13 protein-coding genes are annotated in these 15,275 nt (G+C 54.2%); 8 read left to right on the top strand and 5 right to left on the bottom strand.

Translation table 11 applies throughout. The features are described 5' to 3' along the window. The first annotated feature begins 190 nt into the window (after positions 1 to 190). Together ABLV07_RS05940 and cirA are read left to right on the top strand one after the other, a co-directional pair. Positions 191 to 1,660, top strand: a complete 1,470-nt coding sequence (locus ABLV07_RS05940; RefSeq protein ID WP_015365702.1) for an amino acid permease — start codon at positions 191 to 193, stop codon at positions 1,658 to 1,660. Positions 1,661 to 1,963: 303 nt separating this feature from the next. After that, the gene (cirA, locus tag ABLV07_RS05935) at positions 1,964 to 3,937 is read left to right on the top strand and encodes a catecholate siderophore receptor CirA (RefSeq protein WP_045376785.1); all 1,974 of its coding nucleotides are present in this window, start codon (positions 1,964 to 1,966) and stop codon (positions 3,935 to 3,937) included. A 50-nt stretch (positions 3,938 to 3,987) separates the two neighbouring features. Here cirA and fghA read toward each other — a convergent pair whose 3' ends face one another. Further along, the gene (fghA, locus tag ABLV07_RS05930; RefSeq protein ID WP_046883895.1) at positions 3,988 to 4,824 is read right to left on the bottom strand and encodes an S-formylglutathione hydrolase; all 837 of its coding nucleotides are present in this window, start codon (positions 4,822 to 4,824) and stop codon (positions 3,988 to 3,990) included. A 343-nt stretch (positions 4,825 to 5,167) separates the two neighbouring features. Here fghA and folE point away from each other — a divergent pair, with 343 nt between their 5' ends. The 6 genes from folE (at position 5,168) to mglC (ending at position 12,146) form a co-directional block, all read left to right on the top strand. Further along, positions 5,168 to 5,836 (top strand): GTP cyclohydrolase I FolE, encoded by a 669-nt coding sequence (gene folE / locus ABLV07_RS05925; protein WP_015365708.1) that lies wholly within the window; start codon positions 5,168 to 5,170, stop codon positions 5,834 to 5,836. 15 nt (positions 5,837 to 5,851) lie between these two features. Next, complete coding sequence (gene yeiB, locus ABLV07_RS05920) at positions 5,852 to 7,009, top strand: DUF418 domain-containing protein YeiB (RefSeq protein WP_063443739.1); 1,158 nt, start codon at positions 5,852 to 5,854, stop codon at positions 7,007 to 7,009. 155 nt (positions 7,010 to 7,164) lie between these two features. Continuing rightward, entirely contained in the window at positions 7,165 to 8,187 is a 1,023-nt protein-coding gene (gene galS, locus ABLV07_RS05915; RefSeq protein WP_015365710.1) for an HTH-type transcriptional regulator GalS, read from the top strand. Between the two features lie 298 nt (positions 8,188 to 8,485). Continuing rightward, entirely contained in the window at positions 8,486 to 9,484 is a 999-nt protein-coding gene (mglB, locus tag ABLV07_RS05910; protein WP_015365711.1) for a galactose/glucose ABC transporter substrate-binding protein MglB, read from the top strand. 115 nt (positions 9,485 to 9,599) lie between these two features. Continuing rightward, positions 9,600 to 11,120 (top strand): galactose/methyl galactoside ABC transporter ATP-binding protein MglA, encoded by a 1,521-nt coding sequence (mglA, locus tag ABLV07_RS05905; protein WP_015365712.1) that lies wholly within the window; start codon positions 9,600 to 9,602, stop codon positions 11,118 to 11,120. 15 nt (positions 11,121 to 11,135) lie between these two features. Further along, the gene (gene mglC / locus ABLV07_RS05900) at positions 11,136 to 12,146 is read left to right on the top strand and encodes a galactose/methyl galactoside ABC transporter permease MglC (protein ID WP_015365713.1); all 1,011 of its coding nucleotides are present in this window, start codon (positions 11,136 to 11,138) and stop codon (positions 12,144 to 12,146) included. A gap of 70 nt (positions 12,147 to 12,216) precedes the next feature. Here mglC and sanA read toward each other — a convergent pair whose 3' ends face one another. The 4 genes from sanA to ABLV07_RS05880 form a co-directional block, all read right to left on the bottom strand. Then, entirely contained in the window at positions 12,217 to 12,933 is a 717-nt protein-coding gene (gene sanA, locus ABLV07_RS05895) for an outer membrane permeability protein SanA (protein WP_015365714.1), read from the bottom strand. Positions 12,934 to 13,102: 169 nt separating this feature from the next. Next, the gene (gene cdd, locus ABLV07_RS05890) at positions 13,103 to 13,987 is read right to left on the bottom strand and encodes a cytidine deaminase (protein WP_015365716.1); all 885 of its coding nucleotides are present in this window, start codon (positions 13,985 to 13,987) and stop codon (positions 13,103 to 13,105) included. 127 nt (positions 13,988 to 14,114) lie between these two features. Next, positions 14,115 to 14,810, bottom strand: coding sequence for a CidB/LrgB family autolysis modulator (locus tag ABLV07_RS05885; protein ID WP_015365717.1), 696 nt, complete (start codon positions 14,808 to 14,810; stop codon positions 14,115 to 14,117). Next, positions 14,807 to 15,205 carry a CidA/LrgA family protein gene (locus ABLV07_RS05880; RefSeq protein WP_020078292.1) on the bottom strand — a complete coding sequence of 133 codons (399 nt, stop codon included), beginning with the start codon at positions 15,203 to 15,205 and terminating at the stop codon, positions 14,807 to 14,809. Before ABLV07_RS05880 ends, ABLV07_RS05885 begins: the two co-directional genes overlap by 4 nt. Positions 15,206 to 15,275: the final 70 nt, after the last annotated feature.

Raw genomic sequence — 15,275 nt, 5'->3', positions numbered from 1 at the left:
AATCCTCGCGTTATTTTGCCGTAAGCCGCGATTTTTTGTCTGTTTTTTTATGCGCCAATGCAGGATTACTGCTTTACTAATAATTTGTGTCAGATCATGAAGCTCTCTTATAACTTTGCATTTGTACCGGATGGATGGACGATCGTCTGCTACAATCGCGCCTCATTTTTTGGATGGATAGCATTTTCACATGGTTTCGGAAACTAAAACCACAGAAGCGCCCACGCTCCGCCGCGAGCTAAAAGCGCGCCACTTGACCATGATCGCTATTGGCGGTTCCATCGGTACAGGTCTTTTCGTTGCCTCTGGCGCAACAATTTCTCAGGCAGGCCCCGGCGGCGCGCTGCTTTCCTACATTCTGATCGGTCTGATGGTGTATTTCCTGATGACCAGTCTCGGCGAGCTGGCGGCGTTTATGCCGGTTTCAGGCTCTTTTGCGACCTACGGTCAGAACTATGTAGAAGAAGGCTTTGGTTTCGCGCTGGGCTGGAACTACTGGTACAACTGGGCGGTGACTATCGCCGTTGACCTCGTTGCTTCGCAGCTGGTGATGAGCTACTGGTTCCCGGATACACCCGGCTGGATCTGGAGCGCCTTATTCCTCGGCATCATGTTCCTGCTGAACTGGATCTCGGTACGCGGCTTCGGCGAAGCGGAGTACTGGTTCTCGCTGATTAAAGTTGCCACCGTGATTATCTTTATCATCGTCGGCATTATGATGATTTTTGGCATCTTCGAAGGCGCCAAGCCGGCGGGCTGGAGCAACTGGGGCATTGATGATGCGCCGTTTGCCGGCGGTTTTGCGGCGATGATCGGCGTGGCGATGATTGTCGGCTTCTCCTTCCAGGGTACCGAGCTCATCGGTATTGCCGCGGGCGAATCGGAAAATCCGGAGAAGAACATTCCGCGCGCGGTGCGTCAGGTGTTCTGGCGTATCCTGCTGTTCTATGTCTTCGCGATTTTGATTATCAGCCTGATCATCCCGTATACCGATCCGAGCCTGCTGCGCAACGACGTTAAAGACATTTCCGTTAGCCCGTTCACCCTGGTGTTCGAGCACGCCGGTCTGCTCTCTGCGGCGGCGATCATGAACGCGGTTATCCTGACGGCGGTGCTGTCGGCGGGTAACTCCGGGATGTACGCCTCTACGCGTATGTTGTATACCCTGGCGTGCGACGGCAAAGCGCCGCGCATTTTCTCGAAGCTGTCGAGAGGCGGCGTACCGCGCAACGCGCTGTATGCGACTACCGTGATTGCGGCGCTGTGCTTCCTGACCTCGATGTTCGGCAACCAGACGGTTTACCTGTGGCTGCTGAATACCTCCGGGATGACTGGCTTTATCGCCTGGCTGGGTATTGCGATCAGCCACTACCGTTTCCGTCGTGGTTACGTGTTGCAGGGTAACGATATTAATAACCTGCCGTACCGTTCCGGGTTCTTCCCGCTGGGGCCGATCTTCGCCTTCGTACTGTGCCTTATCATCACCCTTGGCCAGAACTATGAAGCCTTCCTCAAGGACACCATTGATTGGGGCGGCGTGGCGGCGACCTACATCGGTATTCCGCTGTTCCTGGTTATCTGGTTTGGTTACAAGCTGGTGAAAGGTACCCGCTTCGTGCGCTACAGCGAAATGAAGTTCCCGGAACGCTTTAAAGGCTAATTCCACACTCTACCGCTTTCGATAAAGCCCTCTTTTAAAGAGGGCTTTTTTTATGCCCGCAAGGCTTACAATCGGACACACTTCTTCATAATTGTATTGATAATTGTAATCATTATCCTTATCATTTCGGCAAATTCAGGATGAAGCCAATCTCCATATCTTGCCGCTCAACTACGAAAGGCAAGGGGTGACCAGCCACATCGACTGTAAAAAAATTGCGCGCGGCCGCCAGAGCCGCGTGTCGACAGGATGTGCAAGCAGCACCCTTTGTTTGATTTGTAGTTGACCTCATGGAGATTTGGTATGTTCAGGTTAAACCCTTTTGCCCGGGCGGGACTGTGCGCGTCCGTCGTAGCATTGGCATTTCCGGCGCTGGCCGCAAATGATGACGAAACGCTGGTTGTCACCGCCGCGGCGACTGAACAGAGCGTCAAAGATGCGCCCGCCAGTATCAGCGTGATCACCCAACAGGACTTGCAGCGTAAGCCGGTGCAGAACCTGAAGGACGTGTTGCGCGATGTGCCTGGCGTTCAGCTCACCAACGAAGGGGATAACCGCAAGGGTGTCAGCATCCGCGGTCTGGATAGCAGCTATACGCTAATCCTGATCGATGGCAAACGTGTCAACTCGCGTAACGCCGTCTTCCGCCATAACGATTTCGATCTGAACTGGATCCCGGTGGACTCCATCGAACGGATTGAAGTGGTGCGCGGCCCGATGTCTTCCCTGTACGGTTCCGATGCGCTCGGCGGCGTGGTCAATATCATTACCAAAAAAATCGGCCAGAAATGGACCGGTACCCTCAGCAGCGATGCCACCATTCAGGAACACCGCGATCGCGGTGACACTTATAACGGCCAGTTCTTCACCAGCGGCCCGCTGATTGACGGCGTGCTGGGGATGAAAGCCTACGGCAGCCTGGCGAAACGTAGTAAAGACGATCAGCAATCTTCCAGCAACGCTGCGGGTGAAACGCCGCGCATTGAAGGTTTCACCAGCCGCGACGGTAACGTTGAGTTCGCCTGGACGCCAACGGAGAATCAGGACATTACCGCCGGCTACGGTTTCGATCGCCAGGATCGCGACTCAGACTCGCTTGATAAAAATCGCCTTGAACGCCAAAACTACTCTTTGACCCATAACGGGCGCTGGGATGTCGGCAATAGCGAAGTGAAATTCTACGGCGAGAAAGTGGATAACAAAAACCCGGGGCAGGCTGGGACCATTACCTCTGAAAGCAATGCGGTGGATGGTAAATATGTGATGCCGTTGGGGATGATCAACCAGATCGTCACCCTCGGTGGTGAATGGCGCCATGATAAACTCAAAGATCCGGTAAACCTGAGCAGCGGCGGAAAATCGACTTCCGCCAGCCAGTACGCGCTGTTCCTCGAAGACGAGTGGCGGATCTTTGAACCGCTGGCGCTGACCACCGGCATCCGTATGGACGATCACCAAACCTACGGCGATCACTGGAGCCCGCGTGCGTATCTGGTCTATAACGCCACCGATACCGTGACCGTGAAAGGCGGTTGGGCTACGGCCTTTAAAGCGCCGTCGCTGCTGCAATTGAACCCGGACTGGACCACTAACTCCTGTCGCGGTAGCTGCAGCATTATCGGTAACCCGGATTTGAAGCCGGAAACCAGCGAAAGCTTTGAGCTTGGTCTGTATTACAGCGGTGAAGAGGGCTGGCTGGAAGGGGTTGAAGGCAGCGTGACCGCCTTCCAGAACAACGTTGACGATATGATCGACATCCTGCGTACCTCCAGCGCCAGCGAAGCGCCGGGTTACCCGAACTTCGTCGGCTGGAAGACCGTGAACGGTAAGCGCGTGCCGGTATTCCGCTACTTCAACGTCAACAAAGCGCGGATTAAAGGCGTGGAGACCGAAGTGAAGGTTCCGTTCGGCGAAGAGTGGAAACTGACGGTCAACTATACCTATAACGATGGTCGCGATCTGAGCAACGGCGGCAATAAACCGCTGCAGACGCTGCCGTTCCATACCGCTAACGGTACCCTCGACTGGAAACCGCTGGAGGATTGGTCTTTCTATGTCACGGCCAACTATACCGGCGAGCAGCGTGCGGTAAGCGCGACGGGTAAAACCCCGGGCGGCTATACCATGTTTGATATCGGCGCCGCGTGGCAGGTCAGCAAAAGCGTGAAACTGCGCTCTGGCGTGCTTAACGTCGGCGATAAAGACCTGAGCCGCGACGATTACAGCTACACCGAAGATGGGCGTCGCTACTTTATGGCCGTCGATTACCGCTTCTGATCGTGATGAACCGGGCGATGTAAATCGCCCGCAGAGACTCGCGGCTGAAACTACTTCAGCAGGAACTGCGCATGGAAGCGCAGATGATCTTCTATAAAGGTGGCAATGAAATAGTAGCTGTGGTCGTAGCCGGGCTGGATACGCAGGCTCAGCGGCCACTGTTTCTGTCGCGCCGCCTCTGCAAGGACCGCGGGCTGTAGCTGGGTACCGAGAAACTGGTCGGCGTCACCTTGATCAATTAATGTGGGAATGGCATCCCCGGTCTGACTTGCCTGCATCAGTGCGCAGCTGTCCCACTCTTGCCAGTTCGCTTCATCATTGCCGAGATAGGCGCTGAACGCCTTTTGTCCCCATGGAACTTTGCATGGGTTGACGATCGGCGCGAAGGCCGAGACGCTGGTAAAGCGCCCTGGGTTTTTCAGCGCCATGATGAGCGCGCCGTGGCCGCCCATCGAGTGGCCGCTGATAGCGCAACGGTCGGCGACCTTAAATTGACGGTTAATCAACTGCGGCAGCTCATCGCGCAGATAGTCGTACATGCGAAAATGCGCCGCCCACGGCGCCTGAGTGGCGTTGAGGTAAAAACCCGCGCCTTTACCGAGATCGTAACCGGCATCATCGGCGACGTCATCACCGCGCGGGCTGGTGTCGGGCATCACCAGCGCGATGCCAAGTTCGGCGGCGACACGCTGGGCGCCAGACTTGGTGGTGAAGTTTTCGTCATTGCAGGTCAAACCGGATAGCCAGTACAGCACCGGCGGAGGGGCGGTTTCCGTCGTCGGCGGTAAAAAAATGCTGAACGTCATCGCACAGTTCAGGGTACTGGAGTGATGACGCCAGCGCTGCTGCCGACCCTCGTAACAGCGATGTTCTTCAAGCAGTTCCATGCAGGGCTCCTCGGGTATCTATGTGTAATGCTTAATAATACAGATATTTCATTAACCGGTGAGTAACTTTCACTTTCCCGTCGCGCAAAGCTATTGCATCATTAATACGAGTTATAAAGAACGTCTCTAAACATCTACAGTGCTAATGAATGCGCGCGAGGGCGGTAGGGCTCGCTGGCGTGGCGCATCGACAACGTCCAACCGCAGCGGTAAAAATGAAAGGTTGCGCCAATTTCAATAATTATCGTGACGGCTACTGGATTATGTGCGCCACCTCACGCACAATGAGTGCAAACTTTGCCCTCAGAAGAGCAAAGAGCGCCACACCTGCAGGAGAACCTAAATGTCATCATTGAGTAAAGAAGCCATACTCGTTCATGAAGCGCTGGTCGCTCGTGGGCTGGAGACGCCGCTGCGTCCGCCAGTACAAGAAATTGATAATGAAACGCGCAAGCGTCTGATCGCCGGGCACATGACTGAGATTATGCAGCTGCTGAATCTTGATCTCAGTGACGACAGCCTGATGGAGACTCCGCATCGCATCGCAAAAATGTACGTTGATGAGATTTTCTCCGGTCTGGATTATGCCAGATTCCCGAAAATCACCGTTATTGAAAACAAAATGAAAGTTGACGAGATGGTGACGGTCCGCGATATCACGCTGACCAGTACCTGTGAACATCACTTTGTGACGATTGACGGCAAAGCGACCGTTGCTTATATCCCGAAAGATTCGGTAATCGGCCTGTCGAAAATTAACCGCATCGTGCAGTTCTTTGCCCAGCGTCCGCAGGTGCAGGAGCGCCTGACGCAGCAGATCCTTACCGCGCTGCAGACTTTGCTCGGTACCAGCAACGTCGCGGTATCCATTGACGCGGTGCATTACTGCGTGAAAGCGCGCGGCATCCGTGATGCGACCAGCGCCACGACCACCACTTCGCTTGGCGGTCTGTTTAAATCCAGCCAGAATACCCGCCAGGAGTTCCTGCGCGCCGTACGTCACCACAATTAATTCGGAGCAGGGTGCATGGAGAGAAACGTCACGCTGGACTTCGTTCGCGGCGTCGCCATCCTCGGCATTCTGCTACTGAATATCACCGCCTTCGGCTTGCCGAAGGCGGCCTATCTGAATCCGGCCTGGGCCGGGAGTATTTCGCTGAGCGACGCCTGGAGCTGGGCAATCCTCGACCTGTTTGCGCAGGTAAAATTCCTCACCCTGTTTGCACTGCTGTTCGGCGCCGGATTGCAAATGCTGCTGGTACGCGGTAAACGCTGGATCCAGTCGCGGCTAACGCTGCTTGCCCTGCTTGGTTTTATTCACGGCCTCTTTTTCTGGGACGGCGATATTCTGCTGGCCTATGCGTTGGTGGGGCTAATTGCCTGGCGCATGGTGCGCGATGCCCATCATGTTAAATCGCTTTTTAATACCGGCGTAGTGCTATATCTCATCGGTATTGCGGTGCTGGTATTGCTGGGATTGATTTCCGCCAACGGCGCCAGCCGGTCATGGGTGCCCGATGCCGCGAATGTGCAGTATGAGCAGTTCTGGAAGCTCAAAGGCGGTATGGAGGCGGTGAGCAATCGCGCGGATATGCTGTCCGATAACCTGGTGGCGCTGGGCGTGCAGTACGGCTGGCAGCTGGCGGGGATGATGCTAATGGGCGCGGCGCTGATGCGCTGCGGCTGGTTGAAAGGGCAGTTTAGCCTTAGCCATTATCGCCGCGTCGGGGCTGTGCTGATTATTGCCGGAATGATGGTAAATGTGCCGGCCATCGCCGCGCAGTGGTACTTGCAATGGGACTACCGCTGGTGCGGTTTTCTGCTGCAGGCGCCGCGTGAACTTGGCGCGCCGCTACAAACCATCGGCTATGCCGCGCTGGCGTGGGGATTCTGGCCGCAATTATGCCGCTTTCGTCTGGTTGGGGCGATTGCCTGCGTTGGGCGGATGGCGCTCAGTAACTATTTACTGCAAACCCTGATCTGCACCACGCTGTTCTATCATCTGGGCCTGTTTATGAAATTTGACCGTTTACAGCTGTTGGCCTTTGTGCCGGCGGTGTGGGCCGTTAATCTCCTCTTCTCGCAGTTTTGGCTGCGTCATTTCCGCCAGGGGCCCGTTGAGTGGCTATGGCGTCAGTTAACCCTGAGAGCCTCAGGGACATCATCCAGAGATACATCTGTATAACGATCTCGATCACAATCATTAACAAAATGGATGTAACCGTTTCCAGCCGTGTGACCTCACTCACGTAGCGCGGTGCGCGTCGCTGCCAGAATAGCCACCTTGCTGAACACAGGAGGTGGGTGTGACGTATTGCAATGCGATAAAGGCGGGTATGTATGATCACCATTCGTGATGTCGCCCGTCAGGCGGGGGTTTCCGTGGCGACGGTTTCACGGGTTCTGAACAACAGCGCGCTGGTGAGCCCGGATACCCGGGAGGCAGTGATGAAGGCGGTCGCGCAACTGGGCTATCGGCCGAATGCCAATGCCCAGGCGCTGGCGACCCAGGTTAGCGATACCATTGGCGTGGTGGTGATGGATGTGTCAGACGCCTTTTTCGGCGCGCTGGTGAAAGCGGTGGATACCGTCGCGCAGCAGCATCAGAAATATGTGCTAATCGGCAACAGCTACCATGAAGCTGAAAAAGAGCGTAACGCCATTGAGGTGCTGATTCGCCAGCGCTGTTCGGCGCTTATCGTGCATTCGAAAGCGTTAAGCGATGCCGAACTTGGCGACTTTATGCAGCATATTCCAGGCATGGTGCTGATAAACCGCATTGTGCCGGGCTTCGCGCACCGCTGCGTGGGTCTCGATAACGTCAGCGGCGCGCTAATGGCTACGCGGATGCTGCTCAATCACGGCCATCAACGGATTGGCTATCTCTCTTCCAACCACGGCATTGAAGATGATGAACTGCGCCGCGAAGGGTGGAGTAAAGCGCTGCAGGAGCAGGGCATTATCGCGCCGGATAGCTGGGTGGGCTCGGGTTCGCCGGATATGCAGGGCGGTGAAGCGGCGATGGTAGAACTGCTGGGGCGTAATTTAGGCCTGACCGCGGTGTTTGCCTATAACGACAGTATGGCTGCCGGGGCGTTAACCACTCTCAAGGATAACGGCATTGCCGTGCCGCAGCATCTCTCGCTGATTGGTTTTGATGACATTCCCATTTCCCGTTACACCGATCCGCAGTTGACTACCGTGCGCTATCCCATTATGTCGATGGCGAAATTGGCTACCGAACTGGCGCTACAAGGGGCGGCAGGGAAACTCGATAGCGAGGCTAGCCACTGCTTTATGCCCACGCTGGTGCGGCGCCATTCGGTGACGCAAAAGCAAAGTGTGGGGCCGATCACTAACTGAATCTATTAGCTGATGTAACCGCTTTCAATCTGTGAGTAAATTCACAGTATATTAACATTCAGCTGTTTATGATGGCAGCGTTGACCAGTCCGAACCAGACTGTACGGGTGATGCTTTAAAATATCATCTTAAACAATAGGTTAGGCACTTGATGAAGCCGTTTTTCTGGAGCGTTACCCTACACGGAAGACAGAATTAACGTTGTGAATATCGTTGTGCGGTAACCCTAATGTAACAACTCCCGCCAGCTATCTTCACGCCAAAAAAAACGATGCAAAATAATAAAACCGGAGATTCCATGAATAAGAAGGTCTTAGCTCTGTCCGCCGTCATGGCTGGCATGCTTTTTGGCGCCGCAGCGCATGCCGCGGATACCCGTATCGGCGTTACGATCTACAAGTATGACGACAACTTCATGTCCGTTGTGCGTAAAGCGATCGAAAAAGACGGCAAATCTGCGCCGGACGTGCAACTGCTGATGAATGACTCGCAGAACGATCAGTCCAAACAGAACGATCAGATCGACGTGCTGCTGGCGAAAGGTGTGAAGGCGCTGGCCATCAACCTGGTTGACCCGGCGGCGGCGGGTACGGTTATCGACAAAGCGCGTGGGCAAAATGTGCCGGTGGTGTTCTTTAACAAAGAGCCATCGCGCAAGGCGCTGGATAGCTACGATAAAGCCTATTATGTGGGTACCGACTCCAAAGAATCCGGGATTATCCAGGGCGATCTTATCGCCAAACACTGGAAAGCGAATCCAAACTGGGATCTGAACAAAGATGGTCAGATTCAGTTTGTTCTGTTGAAAGGCGAGCCGGGCCACCCGGATGCCGAAGCGCGTACTTCCTACGTTATCAAAGAGCTGAATGAAAAAGGTCTTAAAACTCAGCAACTGGCGTTAGATACCGCCATGTGGGATACCGCGCAAGCGAAAGATAAAATGGACGCCTGGCTCTCCGGCCCGAACGCCAACAAAATCGAAGTGGTCATCGCGAACAACGATGCGATGGCGATGGGCGCGGTAGAAGCGCTGAAAGCGCATAACAAGAGCAGCATTCCGGTGTTCGGCGTCGATGCCCTGCCTGAAGCGCTGGCGCTGGTGAAATCCGGCGCGATGGCCGGTACCGTGCTGAACGACGCCAACAACCAGGCCAAAGCGACCTTCGATCTGGCGAAGAACCTGGCTGACGGCAAAGAGCCCGCTGCTGGCACCAACTGGAAAATTGAGAATAAGATTGTCCGCGTACCGTACGTAGGCGTAGATAAAGACAACCTCAGCCAGTTTATCGGTAAATAAGTTCTTCATGCATTGCGGGCGCGCTCGCGCGCCCGATTATTCCTGATACCGAAGCCGATTTTGCTGCGATACAACTTATCGTCGCGGATCGGCACGAACGCAGCCAGGTATAACTATGGTCAGCAATAATAGCGTACAGTCGGGCGAATATTTGTTGGAAATGAGTGACATCAACAAATCTTTCCCCGGCGTTAAAGCTCTTGATAATGTCAACCTGAAGGTTCGTCCGCACTCTATCCATGCATTAATGGGGGAGAATGGCGCGGGTAAATCGACATTATTAAAATGCTTATTTGGAATCTATCAAAAAGATTCCGGCAGTATTCTTTTTCAGGGAAAAGAGATCGATTTCCATTCGGCGAAAGAAGCGTTGGAAAACGGTATTTCTATGGTGCACCAGGAATTAAACCTGGTACTTCAACGTTCGGTCATGGACAACATGTGGCTGGGACGTTACCCCACCAAAGGCATGTTTGTCGATCAGGATAAAATGTATCGCGATACCAAAGCGATATTTGATGAGCTCGATATTGATATTGATCCGCGCGCTCGTGTGGGGACTTTATCGGTATCGCAGATGCAGATGATTGAAATTGCCAAAGCATTCTCCTATGACGCGAAAATCGTCATTATGGATGAGCCTACCTCATCGCTGACAGAAAAAGAGGTTAATCACCTGTTTAAAATAATCCGCAAGCTGAAAGAGCGTGGCTGCGGTATTGTTTATATCTCCCATAAAATGGAGGAGATATTTCAGCTATGCGATGAGATTACGATCCTGCGCGATGGTCAGTGGATCGCCACCCAGCCGCTGGAGGGGCTGGATATGGATAAGATCATCGCGATGATGGTGGGACGTTCGCTGAACCAGCGTTTTCCGGATAAACAAAACAAACCGGGCGAAGTAATCCTTGAAGTTCGTAACCTGACCTCGCTGCGCCAGCCGTCAATTCGCGATGTCTCATTCGATCTGCATAAAGGTGAAATCCTCGGCATTGCCGGACTGGTGGGCGCTAAACGTACCGATATTGTTGAAACGCTGTTTGGCATCCGCGAAAAGGCCAGCGGCACAATTACCCTGCATGGCAAAAAAATTAATAACCATAGCGCTAACGAGGCGATAAACCACGGCTTTGCGCTGGTGACCGAAGAGCGTCGCTCGACGGGAATTTATGCTTACCTCGATATTGGTTTTAACTCGCTGATATCAAATATCAAGAAGTATAAAAACAAGGTCGGTCTGCTGGATAATTCGCGGATGAAAAGCGACACCCAATGGGTTATCGATTCCATGCGGGTTAAAACCCCAGGCCATCAAACGCAAATCGGTTCGCTGTCCGGCGGGAATCAGCAGAAGGTTATTATCGGTCGTTGGTTATTAACCCAACCGGAAATATTAATGCTTGATGAACCGACCCGCGGGATTGACGTCGGGGCCAAATTCGAAATTTATCAGCTGATTGCCGAACTGGCCAAAAAAGATAAGGGCATCATTATTATCTCTTCCGAAATGCCGGAACTGCTGGGAATTACCGACCGTATTCTGGTTATGAGTAACGGGCTGGTTGCCGGAATTGTTGAGACCAAAACCACGACGCAAAATGAAATTCTGCGTCTTGCATCATTGCACCTTTGAGATCAGGGGCTTTCCATGAGTGCGTTAAATAAAAAGAGTTTCCTCACTTACCTGAAAGAGGGTGGGATTTACGTTGTACTTTTGGTCTTACTGGCCATTATTATTTTCCAGGACCCGACCTTCTTAAGTCTGTTGAACTTAAGTAACATCCTGACGCAATCCTCGGTACGTATTATCATCGCGCTCGGCGTCGCCGGGCTGATTGTCACCCAGGGGACCGACCTTTCCGCCGGACGTCAGGTGGGTCTGGCGGCGGTGGTAGCGGCTACCATGCTGCAGGCGGTGGATAACGCCAACAAGGTGTTCCCGGAGATGGCGACCATGCCGATTCCGTTGGTGATTCTGCTGGTCTGCGCGATCGGCGCGGTGATTGGCTTGATTAACGGTATCGTCATTGCCTATCTCAACGTGACGCCGTTTATCACTACCCTGGGGACGATGATCATCGTTTACGGTATCAACTCCCTGTACTATGACTTTGTCGGCGCGTCGCCGATTTCCGGTTTCGACAGCCACTTCTCGCAGTTTGCCCAGGGCTTTGTCGCTTTAGGTTCATTCCGCCTGTCGTACATTACTTTCTACGCGCTGATCGCTATCTTCTTCGTGTGGATCCTGTGGAATAAAACCCGTTTCGGTAAAAACATCTTCGCTATCGGCGGCAACCCGGAAGCGGCGCGTGTCTCCGGCGTTAACGTGGCGCTGAACCTGCTGATGATTTATGCCCTGTCCGGGGTGTTTTACGCCTTCGGCGGGCTGCTGGAAGCCGGACGTATCGGTTCGGCGACCAACAACCTCGGCTTTATGTACGAACTGGATGCGATTGCCGCCTGCGTGGTGGGGGGCGTTTCCTTCAGCGGCGGCGTGGGTACGGTTTTCGGCGTGGTGACCGGGGTCATTATCTTTACCGTCATCAACTATGGTCTGACCTACATTGGCGTCAATCCATACTGGCAGTACATTATTAAAGGGGCGATTATCATCTTCGCTGTGGCGCTGGATTCACTGAAATACGCGCGTAAGAAATAAGATTGAACGTATAAAAAACCCGCGTCTGGCGCGGGTTTTTTATGCCTGAAATTCGATAAAACGACGGCGGCTATTTTTCTTTCTGTAGCTCCAGTAACTGCTCGGGCGTGACCGCCGGGTAGGATTGAGCATCCTCCGGAACTTCATGCTGCTGCGCCGGAATGGGGATCAGCGGCCCGAGGAAACGCGGTTCGCGTTTGAAGATATAGAGATCCGCCAGCGCGCCAAACCGGGCGCCAAACTCGCGCAGACGTACGGTCCACATATCCTTCGGCGAAGGCACCGCATAGCACTGCGCCTGAATCCCCATATGCAGGGCGATAAACAGCGCGCGTTCGCAATGGAAGCGCTGGGTGATAATAATAAAATCATTGGTATCGAACACTTTGCGGGTGCGCACGATCGAATCGAGGGTACGGAAACCGGCATAGTCCAGCACGATATCCGCCGGATCGACGCCGGCTTTAATCAGATCGCGGCGCATGGTCATCGGTTCGTTATAGCTTTGCAAGGCGTTGTCACCGCTCAACAGCAGATAATTAACCTTACCGCTATTGTAGGCGTTGAGCGCGCCCTGGATCCGATAACGATAATACTGATTGATCACGCCGGTGCGATAATATTTGGCAGTGCCCAACACCACGCCCACCTGGCGGTAGGGGAGATCCTGCAGCTCATCGTAAATATAGGGCGCGGTTTTCCAGCTCATCCAGCGGTCAAGACCCAGCACGGTCAACAGCAGCAGGCCGAGCAGGACTAACAGGCTGTATAACACACGCTTTAACATGAACTTGACTCAATGGTGGACGAGGGAAGCTTCAGGCTACTTTACCCGCCGGGTAAGCGCAAGAAACCATCGTTTAATTGCGGGGATTTTCAGCAATATGGCAGATTACCGAATCCAGGCCGGAGAAGCCAAAGGCGCATCCGGCAATCTGCTCAGGCTATCAGGCTAATTAACCTAACAGCACGCGGTCGATATTCTGACAGCCCAACGCTTTCAGGGTCGCGACGGTCGCATCCCACTGGATAAGCGATGCATCGGCTTTCTCGGCCAACAGCGCGCGCTGGATATCCGGATAGTCGTAACCGTTAAGGCTCAGCAGGTTCAGCGCGCCCTGTAGCGGCGGTAGTGTTGGATTGAACGCCGCGTTTTCCGCGTAGCTGCCGCAGAAAATGGTGCCGTCTTTCAGCTCCAGCGCCACGCCGGAAGGGGAGTTGCTGTACGGCGCGTGGCAGCGGTTCGCCGCCTGAATAGCCGCCTGCGTGAGCGCATCGCCGCTGAGGGGGAAGCCGTGATCCTGCTCATCCATCAGCAGAGTTTTGATTTCCAGGTCTTTCGGGCCAAAGGCGTCCGGCAGATAGTGCTGCAGGGAGTGCGCTTCGCGACCCGGCAGATGAATGCGCAGCGCCAGACCGCTATTCAGTTCATTCATAAACTGGCGGCAGTGACCGCAAGGCGTGTAGTTGACGGTAATGGCGCGCAGGGATTTTTCGCCGCGTAGCCAGGCGTGGCTGATGGCGCTCTGTTCCGCGTGGACGGTCTGTTGCATGGTGGCGCCGAGGAATTCCATGTTGCCGCCGAAGTACCAGCGACCGCTCACGCCGCGGGCGATAGCGCCAACGTTAAAGTGAGAAAGATCGGCGCGGGCGCAGGCGGCGGCAAGCGGCAGTAGCGCAAAGGCCAGCGCGTCTTCATCCAAACCTGTTGCTTGTTGTAGCGTCGCCACCTGATCGGCTTCGAGCAGCGCCGGGAAGTGCGGGTCTGCGAGCATCGGGGCGATGGCCGCCTGCAGGTCTGCCGCCAGATTAGTCAAAGCAGCTTGAAAACGAGAGTGCATAGCGTTGCCTCATAACAATGTAATGGGAAGCTAGTGTACGGGCCCGCACGGGACCCATATGTGACATAAGTCTCATTGTTTATGCAACGCTAATTTGTTGCATTTATAAATGTGATGCAAATCACAATTATCCGACAACAGCGACGATCACCGGGAACAGAAAAGGCGCGACCAGCGAGGTAATAATTCCGCACAGTACCAGCGCCAGCGAGCTAAACGCCCCTTCCTGGTAGTCCAGTTCGGCGCAACGCGCGGTGCCGAGGGCGTGCGAGGCGGTACCCATCGACAGGCCGCGGGATGCTTTAGTATGAATACGCATGGCGTTAAGCAGCGTATGGCCGAACACCGCGCCGAGGATCCCAACGAAAATGACGCACACGGCGCTAATCGCTGGAATACCGCCAATACTGCCGCTGACCGCCATGGCAATTGGCGTGGTGACGGATTTTGGCATGATGGAAGCGGCGATTTGCGGGGTGGCGCCCATCAGCAGAGCGACGGTGGTACCGGTGATCATCGCCACGCAGCTACCGATAAAGCAGATGGTGATGATGGATTTCCAACGCGCGCGGATCTGGTGCAGTTGTTCATATAGCGGAAAGGCCAGCGCAACCACCGCCGGCTGCAGCAGATCGTTAAGGATTTTGCTGCCGGCAAAATAGCGTTCATAAGAAATACCGGTGACCAGCAGGAAAGGAATAATGACCACCATGGCGACCAGCAGCGGGTTGAGCAGCGGAAATTTAAACCGCGCCGCCAGCTTGCGGGCAAGGAAAAAGACAATCAGCGTTAACGGTAGCGACCACCACATTTCATGGATCATTTTTTACTTCCTTTTTGCCCGATGATTTTGCGTTCACCGTGGACCAGATGCGAGCTCCAGCTCACCACCAAAAAGACTAATAAAGTACTGACGGCGCAGGACACCGCCACCGGTCCCAGCTGCGCACGCAGTAAATCCCAGTACTGCATTACGCCAACGCCGATAGGCACGAACAGCAGCGCCATGTAGCGGATCAGAATGTTGCAGCCGGGGTTGACCCACTGCGGCGGCATAATTTGCAGCGCCAGCAGCACGAACAAAATCAGCATGCCGATAATGCTGCCGGGGATCGTGATGGGCAGTAGCCCGGCGATAAAAATGCCTGCATACAAGCAGGCGTAAATCAGGACGAAAGCTCGCACGTACTGCCAGATAATATTCAGCGACTTACTCATGGTAATAACCCTTGATGAACTGCCATTCATCATACAATTAAACCCTGAAATGTGCTACCGATCACATCAT

This window comes from Klebsiella sp. CN_Kp097, assembly GCF_040064495.1.
Lineage (GTDB): Bacteria > Pseudomonadota > Gammaproteobacteria > Enterobacterales > Enterobacteriaceae > Klebsiella > Klebsiella aerogenes.
The sequence above is the reverse complement of the archived record's forward strand: the minus strand, read 5'-3'. Positions and strand labels throughout refer to the sequence as shown.

Coding starts and splice junctions, on each gene's coding strand:
- mglC (WP_015365713.1), top strand. CDS start 11,136: ATGAGTGCGTTAAATAAAAAGAGTTTCCTCACTTACCTGAAAGAGGGT.
- mglA (WP_015365712.1), top strand. CDS start 9,600: ATGGTCAGCAATAATAGCGTACAGTCGGGCGAATATTTGTTGGAAATG.
- mglB (WP_015365711.1), top strand. CDS start 8,486: ATGAATAAGAAGGTCTTAGCTCTGTCCGCCGTCATGGCTGGCATGCTT.
- cdd (WP_015365716.1), bottom strand. CDS start 13,987: ATGCACTCTCGTTTTCAAGCTGCTTTGACTAATCTGGCGGCAGACCTG.
- sanA (WP_015365714.1), bottom strand. CDS start 12,933: ATGTTAAAGCGTGTGTTATACAGCCTGTTAGTCCTGCTCGGCCTGCTG.
- ABLV07_RS05885 (WP_015365717.1), bottom strand. CDS start 14,810: ATGATCCATGAAATGTGGTGGTCGCTACCGTTAACGCTGATTGTCTTT.
- ABLV07_RS05880 (WP_020078292.1), bottom strand. CDS start 15,205: ATGAGTAAGTCGCTGAATATTATCTGGCAGTACGTGCGAGCTTTCGTC.
- yeiB (WP_063443739.1), top strand. CDS start 5,852: ATGGAGAGAAACGTCACGCTGGACTTCGTTCGCGGCGTCGCCATCCTC.
- cirA (WP_045376785.1), top strand. CDS start 1,964: ATGTTCAGGTTAAACCCTTTTGCCCGGGCGGGACTGTGCGCGTCCGTC.
- fghA (WP_046883895.1), bottom strand. CDS start 4,824: ATGGAACTGCTTGAAGAACATCGCTGTTACGAGGGTCGGCAGCAGCGC.
- galS (WP_015365710.1), top strand. CDS start 7,165: ATGATCACCATTCGTGATGTCGCCCGTCAGGCGGGGGTTTCCGTGGCG.
- folE (WP_015365708.1), top strand. CDS start 5,168: ATGTCATCATTGAGTAAAGAAGCCATACTCGTTCATGAAGCGCTGGTC.
- ABLV07_RS05940 (WP_015365702.1), top strand. CDS start 191: ATGGTTTCGGAAACTAAAACCACAGAAGCGCCCACGCTCCGCCGCGAG.